The organism is Paenibacillus sp. FSL K6-0276 (genome assembly GCF_037977235.1).
Classification (GTDB): Bacteria; Bacillota; Bacilli; order Paenibacillales; family Paenibacillaceae; genus Paenibacillus_AQ.
In genome coordinates this window covers 2,729,437-2,753,784 of the sequence record NZ_CP150276.1, presented here as the reverse complement: position 1 = coordinate 2,753,784, position 24,348 = coordinate 2,729,437, and the positions used below count along the sequence as shown (strand labels likewise).

Annotated in this window: 28 protein-coding genes; 4 read left to right on the top strand and 24 right to left on the bottom strand. The window is 41.6% G+C overall.

Features of this window, described 5'->3' with window-relative positions; genetic code table 11:
* Positions 1-2: 2 nt before the first annotated feature.
* The 4 genes from MHH52_RS12825 to MHH52_RS12810 form a co-directional block, all read right to left on the bottom strand.
* A complete protein-coding gene (locus tag MHH52_RS12825; protein WP_313640321.1) occupies positions 3-725 on the bottom strand; it encodes a ThuA domain-containing protein in 723 nt (240 codons plus the stop codon).
* Positions 726-750: 25 nt separating this feature from the next.
* Entirely contained in the window at positions 751-1,911 is a 1,161-nt protein-coding gene (locus MHH52_RS12820) for a Gfo/Idh/MocA family oxidoreductase (RefSeq protein ID WP_340008989.1), read from the bottom strand.
* Between the two features lies 1 nt (position 1,912).
* Positions 1,913-3,028 carry a LacI family DNA-binding transcriptional regulator gene (locus MHH52_RS12815; protein WP_340008987.1) on the bottom strand — a complete coding sequence of 372 codons (1,116 nt, stop codon included), beginning with the start codon at positions 3,026-3,028 and terminating at the stop codon, positions 1,913-1,915.
* A 96-nt stretch (positions 3,029-3,124) separates the two neighbouring features.
* Positions 3,125-4,000, bottom strand: a complete 876-nt coding sequence (locus MHH52_RS12810) for a LysR substrate-binding domain-containing protein (RefSeq protein ID WP_313640324.1) — start codon at positions 3,998-4,000, stop codon at positions 3,125-3,127.
* 129 nt (positions 4,001-4,129) lie between these two features.
* On the opposite strand from MHH52_RS12810, the gene MHH52_RS12805 reads away from it, so the two are divergent.
* On the top strand, positions 4,130-5,023 hold the full coding sequence (locus tag MHH52_RS12805) for a DMT family transporter (protein WP_340008983.1): 894 nt from the start codon (positions 4,130-4,132) through the stop codon (positions 5,021-5,023).
* Between the two features lie 85 nt (positions 5,024-5,108).
* Here the strand turns inward: MHH52_RS12805 and MHH52_RS12800 are convergent, their stop codons facing one another.
* The 4 genes from MHH52_RS12800 to MHH52_RS12785 all read right to left on the bottom strand — a co-directional run bounded on the left by MHH52_RS12800 (position 5,109) and on the right by MHH52_RS12785 (position 9,462).
* Positions 5,109-6,608: a DHA2 family efflux MFS transporter permease subunit gene (locus MHH52_RS12800; RefSeq protein WP_340008981.1), complete on the bottom strand. Its 1,500-nt coding sequence runs from the start codon at positions 6,606-6,608 to the stop codon at positions 5,109-5,111.
* A 254-nt stretch (positions 6,609-6,862) separates the two neighbouring features.
* Complete coding sequence (locus MHH52_RS12795; RefSeq protein WP_340009627.1) at positions 6,863-7,612, bottom strand: stalk domain-containing protein; 750 nt, start codon at positions 7,610-7,612, stop codon at positions 6,863-6,865.
* Between the two features lie 131 nt (positions 7,613-7,743).
* Positions 7,744-8,502: a M15 family metallopeptidase gene (locus MHH52_RS12790; protein WP_340008980.1), complete on the bottom strand. Its 759-nt coding sequence runs from the start codon at positions 8,500-8,502 to the stop codon at positions 7,744-7,746.
* Positions 8,503-8,553: 51 nt separating this feature from the next.
* Positions 8,554-9,462 (bottom strand): hypothetical protein, encoded by a 909-nt coding sequence (locus MHH52_RS12785; RefSeq protein WP_340008979.1) that lies wholly within the window; start codon positions 9,460-9,462, stop codon positions 8,554-8,556.
* Between the two features lie 184 nt (positions 9,463-9,646).
* Here MHH52_RS12785 and MHH52_RS12780 point away from each other — a divergent pair, with 184 nt between their 5' ends.
* Complete coding sequence (locus MHH52_RS12780; protein WP_313639629.1) at positions 9,647-10,180, top strand: PadR family transcriptional regulator; 534 nt, start codon at positions 9,647-9,649, stop codon at positions 10,178-10,180.
* A 58-nt stretch (positions 10,181-10,238) separates the two neighbouring features.
* The gene (locus tag MHH52_RS12775; RefSeq protein ID WP_313639630.1) at positions 10,239-11,057 is read left to right on the top strand and encodes an SDR family oxidoreductase; all 819 of its coding nucleotides are present in this window, start codon (positions 10,239-10,241) and stop codon (positions 11,055-11,057) included.
* A gap of 159 nt (positions 11,058-11,216) precedes the next feature.
* On the opposite strand, the gene MHH52_RS12770 is transcribed toward MHH52_RS12775, so the two are convergent.
* Positions 11,217-12,671 (bottom strand): DHA2 family efflux MFS transporter permease subunit, encoded by a 1,455-nt coding sequence (locus tag MHH52_RS12770; RefSeq protein ID WP_313639676.1) that lies wholly within the window; start codon positions 12,669-12,671, stop codon positions 11,217-11,219.
* Between the two features lie 49 nt (positions 12,672-12,720).
* The gene (locus tag MHH52_RS12765; protein ID WP_313639631.1) at positions 12,721-13,290 is read right to left on the bottom strand and encodes a TetR/AcrR family transcriptional regulator; all 570 of its coding nucleotides are present in this window, start codon (positions 13,288-13,290) and stop codon (positions 12,721-12,723) included.
* A gap of 146 nt (positions 13,291-13,436) precedes the next feature.
* On the opposite strand from MHH52_RS12765, the gene MHH52_RS12760 reads away from it, so the two are divergent.
* Positions 13,437-13,871: a DUF4395 domain-containing protein gene (locus tag MHH52_RS12760; RefSeq protein ID WP_313639633.1), complete on the top strand. Its 435-nt coding sequence runs from the start codon at positions 13,437-13,439 to the stop codon at positions 13,869-13,871.
* 6 nt (positions 13,872-13,877) lie between these two features.
* Here MHH52_RS12760 and MHH52_RS12755 read toward each other — a convergent pair whose 3' ends face one another.
* The 14 genes from MHH52_RS12755 to MHH52_RS12690 all read right to left on the bottom strand — a co-directional run bounded on the left by MHH52_RS12755 (position 13,878) and on the right by MHH52_RS12690 (position 24,343).
* A complete protein-coding gene (locus MHH52_RS12755; protein ID WP_340008976.1) occupies positions 13,878-14,411 on the bottom strand; it encodes a hypothetical protein in 534 nt (177 codons plus the stop codon).
* A 64-nt stretch (positions 14,412-14,475) separates the two neighbouring features.
* Entirely contained in the window at positions 14,476-14,910 is a 435-nt protein-coding gene (locus tag MHH52_RS12750) for an NUDIX domain-containing protein (RefSeq protein ID WP_313639636.1), read from the bottom strand.
* Positions 14,911-14,936: 26 nt separating this feature from the next.
* Positions 14,937-15,812 carry a serine/threonine protein kinase gene (locus tag MHH52_RS12745; RefSeq protein WP_340008973.1) on the bottom strand — a complete coding sequence of 292 codons (876 nt, stop codon included), beginning with the start codon at positions 15,810-15,812 and terminating at the stop codon, positions 14,937-14,939.
* 175 nt (positions 15,813-15,987) lie between these two features.
* Positions 15,988-16,254, bottom strand: a complete 267-nt coding sequence (locus MHH52_RS12740) for a PQ-loop domain-containing transporter (protein WP_313639641.1) — start codon at positions 16,252-16,254, stop codon at positions 15,988-15,990.
* A gap of 98 nt (positions 16,255-16,352) precedes the next feature.
* A complete protein-coding gene (locus MHH52_RS12735; protein ID WP_313639643.1) occupies positions 16,353-17,327 on the bottom strand; it encodes an ROK family protein in 975 nt (324 codons plus the stop codon).
* Between the two features lie 106 nt (positions 17,328-17,433).
* Positions 17,434-18,948 carry a PLP-dependent aminotransferase family protein gene (locus tag MHH52_RS12730; protein ID WP_340008970.1) on the bottom strand — a complete coding sequence of 505 codons (1,515 nt, stop codon included), beginning with the start codon at positions 18,946-18,948 and terminating at the stop codon, positions 17,434-17,436.
* 32 nt (positions 18,949-18,980) lie between these two features.
* Positions 18,981-19,292 carry an AzlD domain-containing protein gene (locus tag MHH52_RS12725; RefSeq protein ID WP_313639645.1) on the bottom strand — a complete coding sequence of 104 codons (312 nt, stop codon included), beginning with the start codon at positions 19,290-19,292 and terminating at the stop codon, positions 18,981-18,983.
* The gene (locus MHH52_RS12720) at positions 19,289-19,678 is read right to left on the bottom strand and encodes a hypothetical protein (protein WP_313639646.1); all 390 of its coding nucleotides are present in this window, start codon (positions 19,676-19,678) and stop codon (positions 19,289-19,291) included. Before MHH52_RS12720 ends, MHH52_RS12725 begins: the two co-directional genes overlap by 4 nt.
* A gap of 156 nt (positions 19,679-19,834) precedes the next feature.
* Positions 19,835-20,032: an AzlC family ABC transporter permease gene (locus MHH52_RS12715; protein ID WP_340008968.1), complete on the bottom strand. Its 198-nt coding sequence runs from the start codon at positions 20,030-20,032 to the stop codon at positions 19,835-19,837.
* A gap of 150 nt (positions 20,033-20,182) precedes the next feature.
* Entirely contained in the window at positions 20,183-21,286 is a 1,104-nt protein-coding gene (locus MHH52_RS12710; protein WP_340008966.1) for a PRK06851 family protein, read from the bottom strand.
* A gap of 91 nt (positions 21,287-21,377) precedes the next feature.
* A complete protein-coding gene (locus MHH52_RS12705; protein ID WP_340008965.1) occupies positions 21,378-21,833 on the bottom strand; it encodes an NUDIX hydrolase in 456 nt (151 codons plus the stop codon).
* Positions 21,834-21,984: 151 nt separating this feature from the next.
* Positions 21,985-22,605, bottom strand: coding sequence for a thermonuclease family protein (locus tag MHH52_RS12700; protein WP_340008964.1), 621 nt, complete (start codon positions 22,603-22,605; stop codon positions 21,985-21,987).
* A gap of 168 nt (positions 22,606-22,773) precedes the next feature.
* Positions 22,774-23,949: an MFS transporter gene (locus MHH52_RS12695; RefSeq protein ID WP_340008963.1), complete on the bottom strand. Its 1,176-nt coding sequence runs from the start codon at positions 23,947-23,949 to the stop codon at positions 22,774-22,776.
* A gap of 82 nt (positions 23,950-24,031) precedes the next feature.
* Positions 24,032-24,343 carry a winged helix-turn-helix transcriptional regulator gene (locus MHH52_RS12690; protein ID WP_149644331.1) on the bottom strand — a complete coding sequence of 104 codons (312 nt, stop codon included), beginning with the start codon at positions 24,341-24,343 and terminating at the stop codon, positions 24,032-24,034.
* Between the last annotated feature and the right edge of the window lie 5 nt (positions 24,344-24,348).

Sequence of the window (24,348 nt, the reverse complement as noted above, 5' to 3'; positions counted from 1 at the left end):
GTTTATTGACTGTCTGCCATTCCGCTATAGCTATTACTAACCGTTGAAAGATTGGATTGTGCAAGAGCTTTACCCTCGGCTGCCCATAGTAGTCCTCTGCGCATCATTTCCCGTACCTGAGGCATAGCTACAATATCCGCATGATGTCCGAGTGAATTATAATACACTCTTCCATGGCCCCAACGTTTAGTCCAACATACCGGCATATCCACGGCTTTGTTGAATGAATGTGGGCCTTCAGTAACCGGAAAGCGAGTCGTTGCAAGAACTTCAACAGCAGGATCTACATGCAGGTAATATTGCTCTGAACAAACGCTGAAATCCTCTAAACCTTCTACCAAAGGACTTGAGCATTGACAAATCTCTACGGTATAGTTAATACCGTCATTTCCGGGATGAGCTACCCATTGTCCACCCGTCATAAACTGCCAATCCACATTATTTCGGAAAGAATCACACATACCGCCATGGCAACCCGCAAGACCCGTCCCTTGCTGTACAGCTGCTGAGACATTATCAACATGTTTCTGATCGATTGCACCCATCGTCCATACCGGAACGATCAAATCTAATCCAAGTAGCTTCTCTGCATCGGCGAAAGCCTCAAGCGAATTCGAAACCTCCACTTCAAACTGTTCCTCTTGCAACACCTTAGCGAATATATCAGCTACCTGTTCAGGCTCATGACCATCCCAACCGCCCCATACAATCAATGCTTTTCTCATCTTCAGCACTCCTTCAAATGATAGATTACATCTCGGATATCTCGACCCAGCGGCGCTGCTCAATAGAGCGTTCTACTGCTTCTAGCACAGCTTGGCATTTCACTCCATCATGGAAATTAGGTACAGGCTGACGTCCTTCTTCAATCGCGTTGGAAAGCTCCAGCATCTCGTGAATAAACGTATGTTCAAAACCAATCGTATGACCAGGCGGCCACCAAGCCTCCGCATATTCATGCGCAGGGTCCGTTGCCAGCACACGCCGAAAGCCCTGTACATCCTCAGCATCTGAGGTTAAATAGACTTCAAGTTCATTCATACGCTCGAAATCGAATTTCACACTACCAAGGCTTCCGTTGATCTCAAAAGAATTGGTAGAGCGATGACCTGCTGCGAACCGCGTAGCTTCAAAACTACCTAAGGCACCGTTTACAAAACGAGCTAAAAACAATGTAGCATCATCAACAGTAACCTTGCCCTTTGGTGCATTCTTGTCACCTTTGGCGCTTAATCCAGTCATTTCAGCAGCAAGTGGACGTTCTTTAATGAAGGTCTCACTCATGCCGGTTACTTCCTTCACATCACCTACTAAGAAATGTGCCAAATCAATGAGATGCGCACCTAGATCTCCATGTGAGCCTGAACCCGCAATCTCCTTCTGCAATCTCCACACTAACGGGAACTCCGGATCAATAATCCAGTCTTGTAGAAACCAAGCCCGAAAATGATAGATCTTCCCAAGCCTCCCGCTCTCTACAAGCTTCTTAGCAAGTCTAACCGCCGGTGAAAAACGATAATTAAAACCAACCATATGTGTAACCCCTGCAGCTTCAGCGGCTTGCAGCATTTCACGGGAATCCGCCAAGGTCAGCGCGAGTGGTTTTTCACAAAAAATATGTTTACCAGCTTTGGCAGCTGCCAGAGCAATCTCCTTATGTGCATTACTAGGGGCATTTATATCAATAAGATCGACGTCCTCATGAGCGATTAGATCTCTCCAATCCGTAACACAATCCGACCATCCTAATTGAGTGGCAGCCTCTTCAAGCGCTTCAGCATTGCGTCCACAAATCACAGACATCTCAGGTTTAAGCGCTTTCGGGAAAAACATTGGCAAACTGCGGTAAGCATTACTATGAGCCTTGCCCATAAATTTATAACCGATCATTCCGATGCGAAGCTGTTTCATCTTATTCCTCCTTAGGATTCATAATATTAGATGAAGCTCGTATAACAAGTTCTGTCGGTAGTTTAATCTGGATGACTTGGGAGGACGCTGATGTTTCTGAGAGATTAGTACCCTCCAATTCTAACACCTTAACAACAGCGATTTCTCCTAGCTCATAAAAGGGAACACGTACACTGCTTAAGGCTGGTGTAGTAAGCTCAGCAGCGTCTGAATCATCATAACCCACGATGGCTGGGATGTGATCCCTTGGGATGCCTAGCTCCTGCAGACCTTGCTGCAACCCAATGGCCATTCGATCATTAGCGGCAACAATGGCATCAATCTCATTCAGCAGAGGCAACATCTCCTTGGCAGCAATGACGCCGCTTTTACGACTGAAGTTACCTTCGAATAGAATCGAATCATCCAAAGGAATGTTCGACTCCGCCAAAGCGTGGGCATAACCAGTTAAACGATCTCGGCTGTTCGAATAAGATTCTGGGCCGTTTAGAAAGGCAATCCTCGTAAATCCCTGATCCAATAAGTGCCTTACTGCTTGCCAGCATCCTTCGACATGATCGGCATCCACCTCATGAAAAGCTTCTCCTTCAAAATGCTGATTAATCAGACAAAACGGATGGCCTTCCTCCTTCAAACGGCGAAGTGAAGCTAGCTCACCAGGTTCTTCTTTGGCGCCGAGTACAATGCATGCATCAATCTTCCGCATCTTAAACAATTCGCTATAGTCCATTGGCTCTTCGGCATTTCGAAACAGCATTAACAGATCATAACCCTCTTCTCGCGCTTTACTCCCAATTCCACTTAATATTTCTGAAAAATAATAAGTGGAGAACAAGCGAGCTTTTGGCAAATAAGGCATTACTACACCGAGGTTCCCACTCCTTTTGCGAGCAAAGCTCTGAGCGAGTGAACTAGGGGTATATCCCAGCTTGAGTGCAGCTGCCAACACACGTTCCTTCGTTTCTTCCTTGAGCGGACCTACATTGTTTAACACGCGAGAGACTGTGGCTTCTGAGACTCCGGCAAGCTCGGCAACCTCTTTACGGCTGGCGATAGAAATCCCTCCTACGAAAGCGCATTCAATAGATGTACGCGCGTACATTCTCTCATGGACCATGCCCTCCGTCAACCCTTATTTTGGATATTTATTAATACTAAATCCCCTGTAATGAATCAGGGGATTTTATCAATCAAAAAGGTGTATTCTCAGAATTTAGGGATTCCCCATCAACCACGATTGTACATGCTTTAGGAATTTTTTAGTGACAGGAGATGCGTATTTCATAGAATGGACAGCTATTCCTAACGATCTGAAACTACGTTCCTCCAATTCAAGCATAGCTACTTTATAATTCTGACGAGTTAGTACAAGCTCTGGCAAAATACTAATCCCAAGCCCCTTCTCCACCATGGCCATAATGGCATAATCATCACCCGCTGAGAATTTAATATTCGGTTTGATGCCCGCCTTATCCAGCACACGTCTAACATCATAATCCGAACCAGCCTTTGGGATAATGAAATCCTCCTTAGCAATTTGTGATAATGACAGGAACGGTTCTGCACTAAGCGGATTCTCTTTGGATACGATGCCTAACATCCGGTCCTTTTTTAAGGGAATCACTTCGAACTTCTCACGTGTAGGCAGAGAAATAAAACCGCAATCTACAACTCCAGCCTCGATCCATTGCTCAACCTCTAAGTAACCACCTTCCATCAACCTAATTTCTATAAAGGGGTACTCACAGCGAAATTGCTTAATCATTCCTGGTAGCCAATGCACGGATACACTGGTGAATGTACCAATGGTTATGGTCCCGACCTCTAGCCCATGTATATCTGCTACCTCCTGCTTCAATTTTTCATTCCACTTTAGAATTTCACGGATAGGCTGTAGTACTTGCTCCCCATTTACCGTCAATTTAACGCCAGATCTATTTCTAATTAATAACGTGAAACCAAACTCCATCTCCAGGCTACTAATCGTGTGGCTAATTCCAGATTGCGTAAAGCCCAGCACATCTGCTGCTTTTGTTAAGCTCCCTAGCTCTACAACTTTTAGAAAAATCTCATATTTATTAATGCTCAAACGCTATCCCTCACCTTTATAAATTACATAAGTTTTACTCATGTATCCTATGATAAACATTCAGTTACCTTATGTATAGAGCCGTATTATACTAAATTAAGTTGAAATTAAAGAAGGATGGATGACGAGATGAAACCGCTCAAAGCTGAGCTGATGCTGTTAGTTGTAACATTATTTTGGGGTTCTTCCTACATATTTATGAAAATGGGGTTAGGCACGTTAGGCGAATTCAATCTGATTGCACTCCGCTTCGGACTTGCTTTTATATTAGCCGCAGTGATCTTCCACAAACGTTTAAGAAAAGTTGACATCAAAACATTGAAATATGGTGCTCTTCTCGGATTCTTACTCCTCGGCGTGTTCACATGTATAACGTTCGGACTTAAGACCACGACAACCTCCAATGCAGGATTTTTAGTAGCCCTGACGGTCATATTTGTACCGATACTAGATCGGGTTATTTTCAAAAAAAGAGTCGCACCTCCGCAAGTCTTTGGCTCCGTACTCGCTATAGCTGGAATTGGACTCCTTACATTAAACGCAACCTTAAAGATTCAGCCGGGTGACTTCCTATGTATCCTTTCGGCGGTGTTCTATGCGGTACAGATTTTATTTACAGGCAAGGCGGTAAAAGAATGTGATTCACTCAATATTGGGATCTTGCAGTTAGGTTTTGCCGGAGGGTTTGCTTTAGTATTATCTGCACTGTTCGAGACACCTTCGCTTCCTTCGACTTTACCAGCTTGGATAGCGATCCTCGCACTTGGGATTCTCTGTAGTGCCTGTGGCTTCATCTTACAACCCATTGCTCAAAAATATACTTCCCCAACACGCACCGGATTGATCTTCTCCCTTGAGCCGGTATTCGCCGCGCTGTTTGGCTACTGGTTCGCTGCTGAAAAGCTATCGATGCAAGGATATGCTGGCGCAGCCCTTGTTCTACTGGGGATTGTAGCATCGGAGCTACTTGGTAAAGTTACGTTCAGCCCTCAGTGGGCACAAAAGAAACCAGAACATCTATAGGATGATTTTCTCATACAAAAAAAGGCGTCGCTAGCTATACAAGCTAAACGACGCCTTTTTATTTTATCAAAGATTATCGTATGAATTAATGTCCCATCATCATTGCTGCATCTGCCTTCTGACCTTCTCCGGAGGAGGAATCATTTGCGGAAAGCTTCGGTTTGCGCAGGATAATACTCATGAGTACACCGACTACAGCTATACAGCCAGATAGGAAGAATACATCATCGAAGCCTAGAACTGCTGCTGATAAAGGATTACTTCCCGCTTTCAATGCTCCCATGTGAACAGTAATTTGACTTGTCAGATAGCCCGTTAAGCCTGCGACGGCAAAGGCCACCACCACCTGCTGTGCTGCCGCTGTAAGCGATGTGACACGGCTCACCAATTCACGCGGCGCTGCATTCAGAACATGTGTATTGAGCGGCATCATCGCTATGCCCATCCCAAATCCTAATAAAGCAAGATACATCATAATTGTGTTTAGACTTGTAGTTATCGTAATCCCCGATAGCAGGAATAAGGTAATTGTAATGATGCTCAGACCCACAAATGCCAGAGGGCGGGCTCCTATCTTATCAAACAACTTACCACCAAGCGGCATGCCGATTACACAAGCTAAAGCTTGTGGAAGCAGAATTAGACCCGTTTCTAGTGGTGTATAAGCCCGAATCTGCTGTAAGTATAGCGGCACGAACAGCATAGAACCAAACAATGCGGCTTGCATAACCCATGTTAAGATAATGCCGCGGGTGAAATCTGAGGAACGAAAGACGCGTAGATCCAGCAAAGGCTGTTTATGCCGTAACTCAACGATTATAAAAAGAATCAGTGCAATACCCCCAACAGTTAACCCGAGGATTGCTGGAGTTGATGACCAACTATTCGCCCCACCTTCATTTACTCCATAAGCCAGCATGGAGAACGCAATCGGAGCCAGTATAATGCCTAATACATCGAGATTGCCTTTACCGATCTTCTCCGTCTTAGGTAGATACTTAACACCAAGAATAATACCAACAATCCCAATCGGCACGTTGATCAAGAAGATCCAATGCCAGCTAACATATTCAACAAGCCATCCGGACAAAATCGGGCCAAGTGCAGGTGCAAGCAGCATGGGAATTCCAAGCATCCCCATAATCGATCCTCTTCTTTCTGCTGGAGCTAATTTAAAAACCATAGCCATCCCTATTGGGGCAACCATTCCCCCACCAAGACCTTGAATCACACGAAAAATAACAAGCTGCGAAGAGGTTTGAGCCACTGAACATAACATGGAGCCAAGAATAAACAACGTGAGCGTCACCAGAAATACTTGTTTTGACCCAAAACGGTCAGTCATCCAGCCTGCGAGTGGTATTACAGCGGCTAAAGCTAAAGTGTAACCTGTAATCGTCCATTGAATCGTTTGGAGATCAGAGCCGAAATAATCCACCAGCTTGGGGACAGCCACATTCACGACGGTTCCATCTAGAATAACCATAATCATACCCACGATAATGGCAAGAAGCGGGGGTATGATAGCTCTTAGCGAGAATGGCTGTTCTTCTGTAGCACTCATTCCAGTCATTGATTTTGTCATCCAGTACTCCACTCTTTTCTCTAATTTAGTTAAATGCTTTAACAATTATTTCAAATTTTAATTTACCTTCGTTGAATGTGAAAGTCAACAAATAAAACCCTTTTTTACAATAAAAATACATTGTGTTTACGATCATCTCAGAATGTATGTTGAAACAAAAAAAAAGACTACGCTTAGTCCCTATAAGAAATTTCTTCTTAAGGAACATGAGCATAGTCTGTTATGTGTGTATCTGAATGTTTGAAATTCTCAGATTACTTTAGAAGCAACTTCTCCCGTAGATCAATAATTTTTCCGGACTTATTCAGGATAATCTCAAGCGAAGCATCCGCCTGAGCAAAACTCAATACACATTGTATTGAGAATTGATCCACCGTTTGATTGCTTTCTGTAGCTTTTACTCCATGGTAATTACCTGCTTGTACCGATAGTTCCTCCCAGTTTTGTTGCAGACCCGTAACCGAAATCGAACGCTTCAGTTCTTCACTAAAGAAACGATCTTCTAATACCTGAAATTGTCCGGTGGTAAGTAACCCCGCTATCGCATTCGCAGTCACCTCAGGGGTATAGATCTCCGCTAGATTAGCGTCAGCATCATAGGCAGTCAATAGTCCTAAACTAGTAAAAAAAGAAAGTGGAACGTATAAGTGTTCCTTCTTAAAGACAACATCATCTTTAAAATCTCTTTTCTCTTTATCATTAATGGTAATATGGTCGTCTCCTACCTTATATTCAATCTTTTGTTTGACTCCACTTAATGTAATGGTATCTGAGCTTTTTTGATAAGCCACTTTGTATTTCAAGGCAATTGATGATTCTCTAAGCGGGATCATGACCGTAGAACCGTTAGGATAGGGCGAATACGGGTCTGCGTTTAGAACTTGTCCGTTTAAAATAACCCTGACATCGCTCGAAGCAGCCCAGACCGTAGAAGAGGATGTTATTCCAAATCCATTAGCTATTAACAATACACTCAACACAACAACAGCCACGATTTTCTTCATCACCTCAAAACCTCCTTTTTTATGCCTACTATTATTATATTCGTTTCCAGCTTGAGCTAATCCTCTGAGATTCAAACTCCATAAAAAAAGAAACGTTCCAACATTATGTTGAACCGCTTCTTCTAGTTCAGTTATTCCACTTTGAAGTCAAAGTATTGTTTAGGATAAGATTCCTTGATCAAGGTAAAATGCCACCATTCCTTACTATAAGGTTTAAATCCCTGTTCTTCCATTGCCTCTTTGAGGATTGCGCGATTTGCTTTCTGAGTCTTGTTGATTAAGGACGTATCATAATAGGAGATATCTCCGAAAAAATCAAAAGGGCTACCCATATCTACATCAAGGCCCGTTTCTTTATTTACGATCGTTAAATCGACGGTGCTCCCTCTGGAATGACCTGATTTTTTAGCTATAAATCCGAGTTTGAATAAATTACGTTTATCCAGACGCGGATAATATTGCTGCTTCATCTTAGTATCTGCGGCATTCTGTGACCATTTTACAAAATGATTCACCGCCGTCTGCGGACGATAAGCATCATAGATTTTAAGAATATATCCTTGGTTCGCTAAATCCTCACTTACAGCCTTTAAAGCCGTTGCCGCTGTCCGCGAGAATATCGCTAAAGGTGACTTGTAACCATCAATCCGCTTCCCAACAAAATTATTGTCCCCGTAGTATCGAATCTCATATTGTGCTGTAGGAATCACTTCATCCAAATAGACAAACCCTTGCGGTAGATGGTTTTTCTTCTCCAGTTGCATTTGCTGCAGCACAACGTCTGTGGATGAGCCAACATAAGCGGCATCTGCACTGCCCATAAAAATAGTGTTTGTCCACAACAACAGTACAAATACGAAAACTTCGATTCTTGTTCCTCTTGATCCCATTCTCAATTGATCCAGCCTCTTCTCAGATGTTGTCTTCACATACTCTAATAATTATGAGTTTACGGTTTCTACTAGAAATTTTTCTATTACAGGTGTGAATTTATTATTCGTGGAATTCAGTAATTGTAGTAGCTTTTCTAAAATCGAAAGAATTCTAGTATCAACTTTGCTATCTTTTAGTGCATCCTCATACGCCTTTTTCACTTCTGGTTTGATAACTTGCTCATCATAGTCATATGCAGGTGTATTACTTGTTCCATATAATAGGCGAGACGTTGCAATAAGAAGTTCTTTTTGAAGAGCGGTTGACCGGTTGGAAGCAGGATATTTCGTCACAAAATCCTCTATCGCGAGCGCTCTATTCGTTAAATCTGTCCAACTGATAGCAATTGCTCCATCAAATACACTCGGTTGATTAGATTCGGTGGCCATGATGTCAATGTAAGCAGCAATGTCTTTTGTGATATACGGCTTAAAGCTTTTGAAGCCCTCATAATGCATCACTGGATAATACATGCCCTCACTGGTCTCCAGCTTATACCCCTTATCTCGGCCTTCCTTTAATACAGAACGGATCTTAGAATCTTTTATCGTGTTAAGAAGAGTGGTATACGTTAGACTTTTACTTTTGCTATAAGCACTGTTTATCGCTTTCTGAACATTCTCCGGAAAAACCTTTTCAGAGTAAACAGGTAAATATGCCTTCTGTGCATTCTCGAGATGAAGTGTCATCTGAGTCGCTGTCCAGGTATCCACTTCTTTGATATGGTTAATTAAATAATTGCGTGCATTAGTAAGAGATGCTGGCTTCTGGACATACTGCTGGAATTGCTTATTAACTTTTACAGTTTCCTTTGCTGTTGCGGCAAGTACTGGCTCTATGCCCAAAGTTCCTAAACCTGTCACAGAACCTAAGGCTATAGCAATACTTAACAAGCCGGCTTTTTTCCAGTTCATCATAAGACCTCCTTATGCCATATAAGTAATTGTACTTAATATTTAGACATTCGGGAATAACCTGAATCTAACTTAAAACGGCACTTCTTTTTTGTATCTAAATAATATATATTGACACAATATATATCGAACCGATATATTATAAGCGTGATATACAAATTTTTCTAAACTACAAGGAGGTTCTATTTTGAACAGTCAGGATGTTATTTTAGGCATGCTTATGAAAGAATCGTTGACTGGATATGAAATAAAACAGTTATTAGAGAATGTATTCTCTAATTTCTATAGTTCCAGTTATGGAACGATTTATCCCACACTTGCTCGAATGGAAAAGGAGGGTTTGATAACTAAGGAAAATGTGCAACAGGACGGTAAGCCTAACAAGAATCTTTTAAACATCACGGATAAAGGAAGAGTTAGTTTTAACGCCTATTTACTAGCCCCACTTGAGGCAGACAGTATTAAGAAATCTGATTTTATGATGCGGCTTTATTTTGGTGAATTTGTTGGGTATGACAAAGTGATTATTTGGTTGAAGCAAGCACAAGAGGAATCACAAAATAAGTTAGATCAATTACTTGAGCAGTATTCACTTTATAAAGATGAAATGCATCCAGCACAGATCATCTGTATCCAAATTGGCATAGAAGAATATAAAGCAAAACTCAGAATCATTGCCGAGGGATTGTTAAACATGGAGCAGTTAGTGCTTACGAAGTAAGTTTTGTACAAACCAGGTTAAGATGTAACGCTCACAAAACTTTTAGGAGGAATTGTTAATGAAAACAATTTTCATTACAGGGGCTTCGTCTGGCATAGGAAGAACAACAGTAAAATATTTTGCTGAAAGAGGATGGAACGTCGTAGCCACGATGCGTTCTCCTGAACAAGAAAGTGAATTCAATACACTTGATAATGTGTTAGTGTTAAGGCTTGATGTTGAGAAAGTAGATACGATTCAATCTGCGTTAGCGGAAGCGATTAATCGGTTTGGTAAAATTGACGTTCTTCTCAATAATGCTGGTTATGGAACAATGGGTCTTATAGAAGTAGCTACAGATGAGCAGATCAGAAGACAATTTGAGGTGAACGTTTTTGGTCTTATCAGTATGACTAAAGCCATGTTGCCCCATTTTAGATCTAATCAAGATGGTTTGCTGATCAATATCTCTTCTATGGGAGGGAAAGTAACCTTTCCTACGATGTCTCTGTATCATTCAACTAAATTCGCTGTAGAGGGTTTTTCAGAATCCGTATCTTATGAATTAGCATCACAAAACATCAAAGTAAAGTTAATTGAACCTGGTGCTATTCAGACGGACTTTGGTGGAAGATCGATGGAGTTCTTTTTTAATGATGCATTAACGGATTATAAGCCCTTTACTACTGCATTTTTGGGTAAATTGGGTGAGATGGAAAAACAACCTGCGTATGCTTCGCCTCCAGAAATTGTTGCGGAAACAATCTATCAAGCCGCCACAGATGGGACAAGTCAATTCCGATACATTGTTGGAGAAGATGCAAAGATGCTCATTCAAATGAAAGAAAATACGGATGAAGAAGAGTATCTGACTAATATAGCCCAGCATTTTTCTTAAAAAGAAGTTAAGTGGCGGACGCTTCTCGGTATTCTACCGGGGAGAGGTCCCTCTTTCATGTTGTGGGCAAAAAAATCCCCTCCGTTCAACAGTGGTTTGTCCATACGTTCATGAACTTTCTCCACTATCTAGCGTAAGGGGATTGTACAAACTTAATTATTAGTGCATTGGTGTATTCATTTTATGATCCACAACTACTCTTTTTACGAAGAAAGCAAGAATTAGACCCACAATGGCCATGCTCATTCCAAAAATAAATGCGTTTTGTACACCTTGCGTGAACGCAGGTAACATATTAGCTGGATCTGCTGGATTGGCCACAGTTTTCAAATAATTCTTCGAACCTGCAGACATAATGCTGACTGCTAATGCGGTACCGATCGCACCAGCAACTTGCTGCAATGTATTCATGATCGCTGTACCATCTGGATATAGTTCTAGTGGCAACTGGTTAATACCGTTAGTTTGTGCGGGCATAAATACCATCGACACACCGATCATAAGCGTACTGTGAAGTACGATTACGAATACGACCGTAGAAGCTACAGTAATACTGGAGAAGAACCACAAAGCTGCAGCTGCAATAACCAGACCCGGAATAACGAGCCATTTTGGACCGTATTTATCGAAAAGACGACCCATAATTGGGGACATCAATCCGTTAATAATTCCACCTGGAAGCAATAGCAAGCCCGCTTTGAACGCTGTATATCCTTGACCCTGTTGAAGATACATCGGAAGAATCAACATGGACGATAGGATAACCATCATACAGATAAATACCATAGCCACACCAATAGAAAACATTGGATATTTAAAAGCACTCAGATTAATCATAGGCTGCTTCATCTTCATTTGACGCAATCCGAACAACAAGAGTGATACCACACCTACTAATATAGCTATAATCACTTTTGGACTTCCCCAACCGGCTTCTTCACCGGCACTGCTGAAACCAAACACGATACCACCAAACCCGATTGACGATAACACTATGGAGAGGATATCGATCTTCGGCTTCGTAACCTTCGTTACATTTTGCATGAAGAGGATTCCGAATATCAAAGCGAGCACTAGGAATGGTAGTGACAACCAGAAGATCCAGTGCCAGCTAAGACTTTCAATTAGAAGTCCAGCAATCGTTGGTCCGATCGCTGGTGCTACCATGATAACCAAACCGATCATCCCCATCGCGGCCCCACGTTTTTCAGGCGCAATGATAATAAGGATAGTATTGAACATTAGCGGTAGCAGTAGCGCAGTACCCATTGCTTGTACCACACGTGCTGTAAGTAAGAACTCAAAATTAGGTGAGACTGCCGCTAGAAACGTTCCAAGTATTGAAAAACATAATGCAGCAACAAACAACTGTCTGGTCGAGAACCACTGAAGTAACATACCCGAAATCGGTACTAGAATTCCCAGTGTAAGCAGATAAGCTGTCGTCAACCATTGTGCCGTTGCTGGGGTAATTTGTAGGACATTCATAAGATCGCTTAAAGCTACATTTAGTGCTGTTTCACTGAACATTCCGATAAATCCTGCGAGCAATAAAGAAACGAGAATTGGTATCGTTTTAAACTTCTTTACTTCCTTTTGTTGATTTCCTTGCATTGTTGCTTCCACTCTTAATCCCCCTGATGATCTGTCTATTTGTCTGTGTCTAACAAAGTATTGCTGGGATAATCTTTGCCGCCGCGAGAAGCGGTTGTTCATCCCGAAAAGTCAGCGTCTGAAGAAGCGCTCCTTCAAATAAAGAGACTACAACTGAAGCCTTATCGGCAGCTGTCTTGTCCTCCACTCCTTCTTCAAGAAGGCGTTTTTTGATCACATCTTGCAAGTCCATAAACACAGATTTACATGCAGTCCGCAGCTCCTCACTAATACAAGAGGTCTCCGCCGCTAACCAAAAACTGAACGGAACAATCCCCTCGAATGAGGATTCAATTGCATCCATAGCCATTCCTAAAATGAAATCCTCCATCGCTTCAGCAGCATTATTGCAACTCTCCAAATGATACTTAAGCTTCTGAATAACTGTTTCACTAGTCCGGTTAATGCATGTTAAAGCCAGCTCTTCTTTGCCGTGGGGGAAGTAATAATAAAGAGATCCCTTCGGTGAATCGCTGTCTTTAATAATCTGATTTAGCCCTGTTGCATGATATCCCTGAGAAAAAAATAATTTCGAAGCGGTGTCCAGAATCGCCTCACGCGTATTCGGCTTGTTCGACAAGCTGACACTTCCTTTGCATTATAACAATTGGTCTACATAATAAAACCATATTTTTTAGAGATATGTCAACATATAAATTACTTAAATTAAAAGTAATTTGGTGGATGATAGTAGGGTTCGAGGTCAATCAGAAAGGTGTGAATAGGATGCAAGACGTACCCAAAGGATTTCCTCGGCCATTAGTAAAGACTAATCAGGCGTTTATCGTCATTTCTGTAATATTAACATGGCTAACAGGACAGCACTGGATACTTGCGCTGCCCTTGTTCGCCGGATTGCTCGGACTCTTGTTTGGTTATAATCCCATTATTAAGCTAGCTGCTAAGTTTCTGACAAAAGAGCGTTCGCACTATGTACTCGAAGATTGGTCTCAACAGAAGTTTAATCAAACCATTGCTGTCTTCTGCCTCACAGGTGGTCTGATCAGCTTCATCGCGGGCTGGACGATTGCTGCCTACATTTTCACAGCGCTCGTTGCAGTGGCAGCGACTGTAGCCATTCTTGGTTTTTGCATCGGATGCTTTATCCATTATCAGTGGAGAATGTACACCTACAAACGTAAACAGAGCAGCACACATTAAATCTTCTTATTCTTTCTCTTCTCCAACAACATCCCAACGATGGCGAAATTTTAGTAACCGTGGATGCAGTGATGAAGGTGCAGATGGCAACAATAACCGAATCTTTACAATCCACTCTTCAAAAGAGGAATAAGACGCAAACTGATTCGCCACCTCAGGCGTCAGATAAAGAAAGATCGGTGAAGGATAGATTTCAGCAAGATGGCGAAGCGCTGAATCAAGCGGAGTATACTTCTTTCGCTTTCCTTCCAAACTCTCTACTGTGATAAAGCTACGTCCTTGCTCCCGTTTCCATTCGTGCAGCCGGTCTTCACGTTTATAATAAGCGCTCACCGGCTCTTTGGTCATCCGTCTCACCGTTTCTTCATGAAGTGGATAAAGTACCAGCTTAGTGAAACGCCGATCTGCTGCTGTTTTTGCCGCGACTTCAAGTTCCTGATCTGTTATGTGTTCAAAAGAATCGTAAAACACTAACGTCCCTTTACGTTGTTCAACTGGTGGCTCATAGCCGTAGGGTACATGCTGAATGTCTCTTTTCAATGAAATCCCTCCTGCTTGTTCTATTTATAAATTATAGCATGCGACAACAGCAGGGCTATCATTCTTATCTAACAGGAGAACTGTCCATGAACTCAAGTACTTTTGAAATTAAAGCAGGATAAATCAATGGATAAGTCAGATCCGATGGTATCTCAATAAATCCTTTGATTTCTGCCATCTCATAGGGTGGGAGCTCAGCGAATTGTTCCACATTAGCAAAATACAGCTTTCCATAACTCCCAGGTGCATCATCCAAAATAACCGTATATACAGCTATTGGAACGATAGAGAATTGCTCCGCACCTGTCTCCTCAAATAACTCTCTAGCAGCAGCCTGCTCCGGTGATTCGCCAACCTCTATATGTCCTCCGGCAAACTCCCAAGTCGAACGGTCCTGATGTCTGGCTAATATCCATTCCTTACCATGCTTAACTATAATAACAACGTATTCCAGTTCAACTTCCTTTTCCTTGTCCAAATTGAATAAGTTTACCTGCAATTAACATCCCCCGCTTTTCACTCGCTTCAAACAAGCCCTACCTTATCCCAAGCTAATATAAATTCCGCTACATTCCGATACCGCTGTTCTCGCTCTGGGCAGACAGCCCGCAAAGCAACATCGTAGAGCGCTTGGCTCGCTTCCCATTTTGCAAACGATCGATCGGTGGCTCCTCCTAATAGAACAAAAGCAGTGGCACCCATATTGAATACATTTGTAACTTCATCAATCGGTGCACCCAGAATAAACTCTTCCGGAGACTTGAATCTTGTTGAGCCCCAGAAGTTCTCTCCTACATCATTTACTGTTGGTTTAAGTCTATAAAAATCAATATCACAAATTCTTGTTTCATCGCTTGTAAAATTATAAAGAATACTTCCATCGTAAAAATCCACGGCTACATAATCTTGCAACTCAACATGTTCATGAAACGAAAAAATCACATCTAGTGAAGCTAAACGCTTTTTAACGGATAACTGCTTATAGCGATAAAAAGGCGACTCAGGATGACTCAGCTTAGCTTCACCCGTAAAAAGCCAATGCGAATGTAAACATTCACCTTCAAACCAATCAAACACCGCTACATACCCCGACCCAACCTCAAAATGTGATACCAGTGTGATCAGCGCTTCATATCTAAGGTCCTTATACAACGGAATGGCTTCAATTAAACGGGTAATAGCATCTTGAGGATTTCCATCGTAAGTCAAAGGCTTCGCTCCAGCAAATTTAACAAAGTACTTCTGTCCTTCCTTCTCCACGCCAAAAGAAAGATTTCCAGAGTCCTGCTGATCGAACACTTTGAACACCTTACCAAGCTTCCTTAACCAAGTAAAGTCACATGCCTCCTGCAATTGAAAAGTTACCGCATCGATTTCATATGTATAATATTTTTCGCTCAAATTAACCTCCTGCAATCACTATTCTAAGTCAGATCTATCTTCATAAAAATCCCGGCGATGGTTGTATCTTGTGGACCTGTTCATGTTCATTTAGGATCACCGTTTGCTTTTCCTTGTCTATTGCAGCCTGCTCTAATTGATCAGAGGTAAGTGGATATTCCAGCAGCCTCATTCATTATCTTGTTCGATATTTAATCACTAGAATAATAACCAGCAACACAACACATAAGGACATCGTATTTGTAATCAAAAAAGCTAAACCTACCCCCGTAACCGCCAAACTGATCGCGTAAGCTTCCATTAGACTAATCCCGAGCAGCATAAGCAAATACGACTTCAAATTTAAATCGGCTACGGATTTTGATTTCAAGATCTGAACAATCTGAGGAATCCATCCCAAAGACAGGATCACTCCACCTATTAATTGCATGACTGCAAACATAACAGCACCTCCACGGATTTTATTACTGTTGTATTCCGGGCGGCTCCGTCTGGTTCCAGTCCAAACTAAATTAACAAGTAATTCTAAGCAACGATCAGTTACTCTACATCTTGAAGCTTACTATATGCATATGAAGCAGCACCTATAGTTCCGGCCCGACTTCCAAGCTCCGCTTGAACAATTCTACACTTACTGCCAGATAGCTTCAGCGCATGTTGATTTACAGTTTCTCTTACGGGTTGAAGCAGTTTGTCTCCCGCAGCTGCCATTCCCCCACCTACAATAATAAGATCAGGGTTGAGGATATTCACAACATTCGCTAAGCCAAATCCAAGTATAGAACCTGTCTCTTGCATTACCTCTATAGAGAGGGCGTCTCCAAGCTCGTAGGCTTCAGATATCATTAACGCGGTAATTTGCTCTTCTTGATTATTAGTCCAGGTCTGAATAATACTTGTTCGGCCTTCTTTCAGCTTCTCTTTAAAAGTATTCACCATGCCAATCGCGGACACATAGCGACCCAAGCAACCCGAGCTTCCACATTTGCAGGGACGTCCGTTCCTGTACATATTCATATGCCCGATTTCACCAGCGCTATAAGACGTACCGTAGATCACTTTTCCATCGTTCACGATTCCAGATCCCAATCCAGTTCCCAGTGTGATCAGAACTAGATTGTTATAGCCTTTTCCGGCACCTTGTAGCCATTCACCGTAAAGATTAACTCTCACATCATTATCAATAAAAATAGGAAAATCGTAAAACTGTTTCATCTCGTCAACAACATGTACGTGCTCCCAATCCGGAAAATTCGGCGAGAAAAAAGAAATCCCAGCAACCGGATCAAGTAATCCGGGCACTCCGATTCCCATACCTACTATTAAGTTCAAAGGGATATTCACTTCATCTGTAATCAAACGTACAGCTTCTCTAATCCGTCCCAGCACATGTGAGGGACCTTTAGCAGCTTCTGTTGGCGTAGATACTTCTTTTACAGCAATAAAATCAGTATCGTAAATTCCTGCTTTGATATTAGTCCCACCGAGATCAATCCCTATAATAAATCGTTTCATAATAACCTCCAGAAATAGAAATATATTCACCTTTCATTATGAATGCCTGAAGGCTGGAACTATAGAGGGAACATGCAAGTTATATGATGAAGTTCCAACTTTTTTATTACAAATGACTTCTACTAACAGCAGCTTCAGCTTCAATTTCGGCTATCATCAGTCTGTTCACGCCCATCTTAATTTGGTTCTCAGAGAGATTAGAATATCCAAGTAGAAATACTGGCCCTTTGGGTTTGCTCCTTACAAAATAAGACGATGCAGGATATACACGAACTCCGTAACGGAGCGCTACTTCAGCAATGCGATTCTCTTCGGCATCCGACTCCAGCTCAATCAGTAAATGCAGTCCGGCTTCCTCGCCATAATATCGAACACGACTTCCAAATTCAGTATTCAAACTGTTTACGAGACAGGCTCTACGAGAAGCATACAGCTTTCCCATCTGTGTAACATGTCTTGCATAGTGTCCATTCTGAATAAATTCCGCTAAAGCTTCTTGATCCAAAGCAGAAGACATACGACCCGTAATCCATTTGACGGCCAAAAAAGACTGAATCAAAGCCGGAGGCAACACAACATAACCTATCCGCAGAGAAGGAAATAATACTTTACTAAAGCTGCCAACATATATCACTCTACCTTCTACATCTAGCCCAGCAAGCGCGGACAGCTTCGGACCCTCATACCTATATTCACTGTCATAATCGTCTTCAATAATAAAAGCATGATTAGCTTTGGCCCAATCCAACAGCTGAACTCTTCGTTTCAAGGACAGTGTCATCCCAAAAGGAAACTGGTGAGAAGGAGTGACATACACTAACTTTGGTGATTTTTGAAGATTGACTTCTTTACCATTATCACTGTTTGTTTGGATTTCTTCCACACAGATGCCATCTTGATCTACCTTAACAGAGATGACCTCTGCCCCAGCAAAAGAAAAAATTTCACGCATAACACTATGTGATGGATCTTCAACAATGACACGATCACCTTTAAATAAGAAGATCCTCGATAAAATATCCAAAGCTTGCGTAGCCCCAGAGGTAATCACAATTTGTTCCGGAACAACGGGCATGGATCGTGTTGAACGTAATAAACGTGCAATCTCTCGGCGTAGTCCCAGTGAACCCTCCGCAGGACCATAACCTAAAGTATCCGGTGAGGCGCGGCGGCAAGCATTCATTAGCGCTTTTTGCCACTGATCCATAGGAAACGCATCCCAAGCAGGCACACCATGCCGAAAATCACAGAATACCGGGTTCAAATGATCAACTTCACTAGTAGAAGGAGGATTAAGCGTAAGGAAATCAGGTCCCTTAGTAATAAAATTGTAAGGGCTCTCATAGTCTTTGGTAACTTTCTCCTGCAAGGTCAACTCTGCTATAAACGTTCCCGCTCCTTTTCTCATCTCCAGATAACCTTCTGCCTGAAGTAGCTCATAGGATTGAAGGATCACACTTCTGGATACGCCAAGCTGATTGGCCAAAGTTCTAGACGGAGGCAGGGGGTCACCCCCACTTAAAGCTCCAGAATGAATAGCATTTCGAACTTGCTCGTAAATTTGACGGCTAAACGGAATCTGTCGTTCTTTATCGAGTGTGATCAGCAAATCATGCTTCATAAGAGGTCCTCCCCTTCTGTTCCGACTTTAGTTTAAAAATACATGGTAAGCATTTTTACGAGTAGTGCTGCGGAAACAGAGCCTAGAATCACGAAGAGCAGCGGAATTTTTCTAATTAATACCAGTATAACAGCGACAGTTCCTGATGCGATACCCACAAGATTAACATCTGGGTCCACCTGAATAATTCCAGGAACCGTTAACGCACTAAGAACCGCTATGGGCAAATACTCCAGCAGCGCTTGGACTTTGCTAGAACCATTCGTATGATTCGTAAATAGCAAAGGCACAAAACGAAATGAAAAAGTAATTATAGCCATACCCATAATGATTAATATAGTCATACGGATACCCCCTTCTCCGCTTCGACCTGCACTCTAAATAAGGAGCCCCCTGCCATGCCGATTAACATAGCTATAAGGATCGAAGAATTCCCCAGTAAGGGATGCAGCAAACATGATGATCCTGCAGCTGATATGCAAATAATCTTATTTCGTAAGCTGCCTTTTAATTGAGGGACAACAAGTGCAATCAACAAGACATATAATGAGGTGTTTAACGCCGATAAATATAAAGCTGGGATATTGGAAGCAAGGGTTATCCCCGAAGCCGTTGCTATCAGGTTAGCCACATAAGGAGGAATTTGTAACCCAAGCAGATAAGGAAGACCTAATGATTGTTTATTTTCTTCATTATCCGATTCACGATTTGGTAACTCTCGTGGGATCATGCTAACTGCATATACCTCTTCTGTTAAACTGAAGCCAATTCAGGTTCTCGCTAGGTAACTGATATTACGATTTAGCTGCCTTCCAAAGGATAAGCTGATAAACAAATATCTAAGGTTAATGATTAGGGTAAGCAGTAAGATCACTGGAGCGGCGGCTCATGCGGCAAGCATTTTTACACCGATAAATTGACTAGCCTCCGCAAATACGAGCGCTGACAATAAGAATACTTCCAGACTTCCCAGACCAAGACCTTTACCGACCAATCCAAACGTAAAACAAGCAGGGATAAATCCTGCAACAATTGCGATAGAATCCTTTAGACCTAATCTAAACATCATTCTCTGATCATTCATTGGTTTGACTCTCCCTTTACTTTATTCATAGAGAGAGCATACTTGGATTCAGTTGCAGTGGAAATAACCGCATTGGTGTGTATGAACCATACCAATTACTTTTCTCTTAAAAAAAAACCGCCCTCTAAGAGAGCGATCTTTAATGAAGGTTTAAACCTCCAGTGGACTTTCAACAATCTCGTTGATTTCCTGTACAATCTGCGATTTAATCTGATCTACTCGAACAAAATCCACGGTTGAAGCATAGATTTGCTTTAACGCATCCAGGAATACTTTTGCGTCTGTCAGATGTTGTGTGGATTGTTTCATGGTGCTCGAATATCGTTCTTTAATGCCGGCTATAGCTTCGGAATGTTCTTCATCTGTGCCAGGCTGTATACACCGGGAATACATATCGACGATCTCGTCGGTGGCGCGATCTGGGTAGTACTCATGTGGAGCCGTGCTATCAAAAATAGCAAATCCGAGCTCACGAACAATAATCATATCAAGGCTATTTGGATCGAAGCCACAGTGGTAAATTTCAACATCGAAGCCACGCTTGATGCCTTCAGCCGCTATTTTCTTCAACAGTGTAGATTTGCCTGAGCCCGCACGTCCTTTAACCAGATATCTTTTTAATCCTGCAGTTAGATTAGGAACAAAATCCATTGCACCTTTAGGCGTAGCTGCACCTAAAAAACGGTGATCTACCCGGCTGGCTTTTTCAAATTTCCGATCACTATACAGAAGCTGAATATACTCCTGTGTCAGCTCATCGGCTGCTTGATAATTCATTTTAGCGATATAAATCGCTTCCCATTCGTCATGAATGCGAAGTGCTTCAGCAAAGCCAGCATAAGCGAGTTCGTGCTCTTGCTTGATTGCTCCCACTAAATTATCGATTTCCAACTTGTGCTGGCTTAACTGGAACTGATCTGCAGCCTGCTCCAAATCTAAGTATACAATTGACTCCTCAGGAAGTTCAGGGTTAATTACACGCGGAGCTGTTCCATCCACGATTCCTACATTTAATTTTGGAATAACGACTCCGTCAAGTGAATCGTTATCTGAGGCAGTGTGGATGAACCAGATCTCATAGCCCTGCTTCGCCATATGATCACCGATTTCACGAATTAGCTTGGTCTGCCCGGTACCTGGGCCTCCTTTTAAAACAAACAGACGTGTTAAACCTTGCAATGACGACTCATAGAGGTTGTAGAAGCCGCGTGCCGTATTGCCGCCAGCAAAGAAATTTAGGATTGTTCCGTTCATAATCGCACACCTTTCCGGACTAATGTCATGGTTCATAATTCATCGTATTATGGTTCGCTGGGAAAGGTGACACTTTAAGTAAGATGTGGTCTTACTTCATAAAACGATCCATAAATCTCTTAATGACTGGAACATCAGGAGGTGACAACTCGCTAGGCAATTCTCCATAATTAAAAAAACGGACTTCTTGCACTTCAATTCCATCTTCTTTAAGCGCCCCATCAAATTCTGTACATAGGTAAGCGGCTACAACATTATATACTTCATCACCGTTTGGATATTTGTAATAAAGTTCTTGTCCAGAGAACATGTCAAACAATTCAAGTCCTCTGGCTTGTAAACCTGTCTCCTCAAAAAGCTCCCTTCTAGCAACCTCTTCCAAAGTCTCCCCAAGCTCCATCGAGCCACCTGGTAATCCCCAACAACCGTTGTCCGTTCTGCGTTGTAATAGTAATTGCTGTTCGTTACACAATAAAACGCAAGCTCCTGCCATAATAAGCGGCCTCGAACCTACTAGTTTTCTTAGCTCCATAATATATTTGCTCATTTAACAGCACCCTTTTTCTTAATGACTTATTTTTTTTGATCCTCCCCTAGCATAACCACAGGAATCATACCACAATATTACAATTATACCATTCGAAAGCAAATAAAAAAGCTACCTCATGGTAGCTCTATAAATCCTGATTACTAGATGTTTATTTCGTTTTGGGTACATGAAAACCATTGTTTTGCGCGTAATTTTCAATACTCCAGATGCCGATTCCTTGCTCTCTTGCTTTATCCTGAATAGCTCTAAATTGATCTACGTATTTCGTATTAGGTGCAAATACATATGCCACACGTGCATAACCCTGCTCTAGCAGTAGCTCATTAAACATTTTGCCATCGATATAGAGATAACAGAGTAGACGACCATATTTATCCCGCTCTGATACATCTAGTTCAATTTGCACATCTTTATCTGTAAGCATCTTTTTGGCATAATTAGAGGCTTCTATCGAAAATGGCTGTGGCTCAGGAATGTTCGGATTAACGGATTCAGGAGTATCAACTAGTAACAAACGAATAGTTTCTTTTTTACCGTCGATAGTCAGTTTCATGGTGTCACCATCAACTACTCGTGTTACCTTTGCATCTAATAAACGTCTGTTGTCCCCTTCTGTATTCTTTGCGGTAGCATCAGATTTAGGGCTTGGACTTGTTGTTATTGATGGAGCTTGATCTGGAGTAGACGGCTCGGTGATTGTGCAACCGGTAGCTATTCCGAGTAGGAGGGTAATGGCTAAGCAGATTTTTACTAGATACATTTTACTCATGGATAAACCTCTTTCTTAAACATATGTAAAAGCTTCATGGGGTCTAATTAAAATAAATCAAAACAGTGAAAAATACAAGACAAGAGACTTAATATAGAAAAACACGACAGCCTTGTACCAGAAAAATAAGATACTTGGCTATCGCTGTTTTATGAATATCTTTTCACGTTAATGTACATTTACTTCGACTACGCTAGATTTAGAAATTTTAATTTTGACTATGATCGTTAAGAAAGCAAGCAGTGAAAACATAAGTCCAATCCAGTTGAGTTCATGTATACCCGAATGAGAAATAAACCAACCACCGATAGAAGTCCCTATAGTAATCCCAAGATTAGAGAATGAGATAAACAAGCTGTTACCAAATTCGGGAGCCTCTTTCGCCTCAGTCGTTAACCATGCTTGACTGACAATGAGCCCGCCGGAATGAACTGCCCCCCAAATGAGGATGATAACAACCATTGGAATGAAATAAGAACCAAGATAATAAACGAATAAGTAAGTTACCGCATATAACAGAGGAAACATGATGACGGTCTTTGGAATGCTTTTATGTAAAAGGCCCCCAAATAAAAAATTCCCAAAAATCATGACTATACCAAAGGCCATTAACATGATACTAATCCATGACCCATTCATATGTGTTACTTGACCAAGATACTCAGCAAAGTAACTATATACAGAAAACATCGCTGCAAAGATAAAAATAACTGTCACTATGTTTAACCATAATAGGGGTTTTCGTAATATACCAAGCTGCTTGCCATAAGACATTTTTTCTTTAACAGGCATGGAAGGAAGCCAAGCGAATATCCCTAAAAAGGCAATTATACTTACAACAGCACCAAACAGGAAAGCAATTTCTAATGATATTTTGTCCGCGAGATAAGAAGTCAAAGGCACACCAAAAGCAAACCCGACTGTGATTCCGGCGAAAACCTTTGTAACTGCTTTAGTACTCTTTTCTGGAGGGACAAGTTGAGCAGCGGTAACAAGAGCAACTGAAAAAAAGACAGGATGAAAAATAGCAGGGATAATACGAAAAATCAGCATTACTTCAAACATAGTTGTATAAGCGTACACAACATTTGAAATTGCAAAAATAAGTACAGCCGTTAATAGAATAACTTTACGATTAATACCAGAAGCCAGTAATGTTAGAAATGGACCAGAAATGGCAACGACTAAAGCAAATATACTTACAAGCCATCCAGTCTGTGAAGTCGTTATATTAAATTTTTGAGTTATCTGCGGTAGAACACCTATAATCCCCATTTCCGTAGTGATAATACCAAATACACCTAAAGCCAGAATAATGATAAGCAACGGGTTAATCTTTTTCATTTTTAAAATAATCCTCCATTTATATTTACATATATAGATTTGTAGATATGTATTATCAAAAAAAAGTCTTCCCTCCTCTCATTTATAGTTTCTGTTTAATATACTCGGAAAACTCCTGAATTGTCTTCTCATTCCGACGATAGTACGTCCATTTCCCAATTCGCTCAGATTCCAACAAACCAGCTTTTTGCATAGTCAATAAATAGCTCGAGATAACAGACTGTGCAAGTCCCGCTTTAGCTTGAATATCTCCCACGCATATACCAATTCGAAAACTTAGGCCTTGTTGTAAATAAGGCTTTTCATCAAAGAATTCCTCCGGAGTTTTTAACCACATCATAATTTGACTACGTGTCTCGTTAGACAAAGCTTTAAATATCACTAAAGGTTCCATGTGTT

Bases quoted from the DNA above. Each gene is read 5' to 3' on its own strand.
- MHH52_RS12825 (WP_313640321.1), bottom strand. From the start codon at position 725: ATGAGAAAAGCATTGATTGTATGGGGCGGTTGGGATGGTCATGAGCCT.
- MHH52_RS12820 (WP_340008989.1), bottom strand. From the start codon at position 1,911: ATGAAACAGCTTCGCATCGGAATGATCGGTTATAAATTTATGGGCAAG.
- MHH52_RS12815 (WP_340008987.1), bottom strand. From the start codon at position 3,028: ATGGTCCATGAGAGAATGTACGCGCGTACATCTATTGAATGCGCTTTC.
- MHH52_RS12805 (WP_340008983.1), top strand. From the start codon at position 4,130: ATGAAACCGCTCAAAGCTGAGCTGATGCTGTTAGTTGTAACATTATTT.
- MHH52_RS12800 (WP_340008981.1), bottom strand. From the start codon at position 6,608: ATGACAAAATCAATGACTGGAATGAGTGCTACAGAAGAACAGCCATTC.
- MHH52_RS12795 (WP_340009627.1), bottom strand. From the start codon at position 7,612: ATGAAGAAAATCGTGGCTGTTGTTGTGTTGAGTGTATTGTTAATAGCT.
- MHH52_RS12790 (WP_340008980.1), bottom strand. From the start codon at position 8,502: ATGGGATCAAGAGGAACAAGAATCGAAGTTTTCGTATTTGTACTGTTG.
- MHH52_RS12785 (WP_340008979.1), bottom strand. From the start codon at position 9,462: ATGATGAACTGGAAAAAAGCCGGCTTGTTAAGTATTGCTATAGCCTTA.
- MHH52_RS12775 (WP_313639630.1), top strand. From the start codon at position 10,239: ATGAAAACAATTTTCATTACAGGGGCTTCGTCTGGCATAGGAAGAACA.
- MHH52_RS12770 (WP_313639676.1), bottom strand. From the start codon at position 12,671: ATGCAAGGAAATCAACAAAAGGAAGTAAAGAAGTTTAAAACGATACCA.
- MHH52_RS12760 (WP_313639633.1), top strand. From the start codon at position 13,437: ATGCAAGACGTACCCAAAGGATTTCCTCGGCCATTAGTAAAGACTAAT.
- MHH52_RS12740 (WP_313639641.1), bottom strand. From the start codon at position 16,254: ATGTTTGCAGTCATGCAATTAATAGGTGGAGTGATCCTGTCTTTGGGA.
- MHH52_RS12735 (WP_313639643.1), bottom strand. From the start codon at position 17,327: ATGAAACGATTTATTATAGGGATTGATCTCGGTGGGACTAATATCAAA.
- MHH52_RS12730 (WP_340008970.1), bottom strand. From the start codon at position 18,948: ATGAAGCATGATTTGCTGATCACACTCGATAAAGAACGACAGATTCCG.
- MHH52_RS12725 (WP_313639645.1), bottom strand. From the start codon at position 19,292: ATGACTATATTAATCATTATGGGTATGGCTATAATTACTTTTTCATTT.
- MHH52_RS12720 (WP_313639646.1), bottom strand. From the start codon at position 19,678: ATGATCCCACGAGAGTTACCAAATCGTGAATCGGATAATGAAGAAAAT.
- MHH52_RS12715 (WP_340008968.1), bottom strand. From the start codon at position 20,032: ATGAATGATCAGAGAATGATGTTTAGATTAGGTCTAAAGGATTCTATC.
- MHH52_RS12710 (WP_340008966.1), bottom strand. From the start codon at position 21,286: ATGAACGGAACAATCCTAAATTTCTTTGCTGGCGGCAATACGGCACGC.
- MHH52_RS12705 (WP_340008965.1), bottom strand. From the start codon at position 21,833: ATGAGCAAATATATTATGGAGCTAAGAAAACTAGTAGGTTCGAGGCCG.
- MHH52_RS12700 (WP_340008964.1), bottom strand. From the start codon at position 22,605: ATGAGTAAAATGTATCTAGTAAAAATCTGCTTAGCCATTACCCTCCTA.
- MHH52_RS12695 (WP_340008963.1), bottom strand. From the start codon at position 23,949: ATGAAAAAGATTAACCCGTTGCTTATCATTATTCTGGCTTTAGGTGTA.
- MHH52_RS12690 (WP_149644331.1), bottom strand. From the start codon at position 24,343: ATGGAACCTTTAGTGATATTTAAAGCTTTGTCTAACGAGACACGTAGT.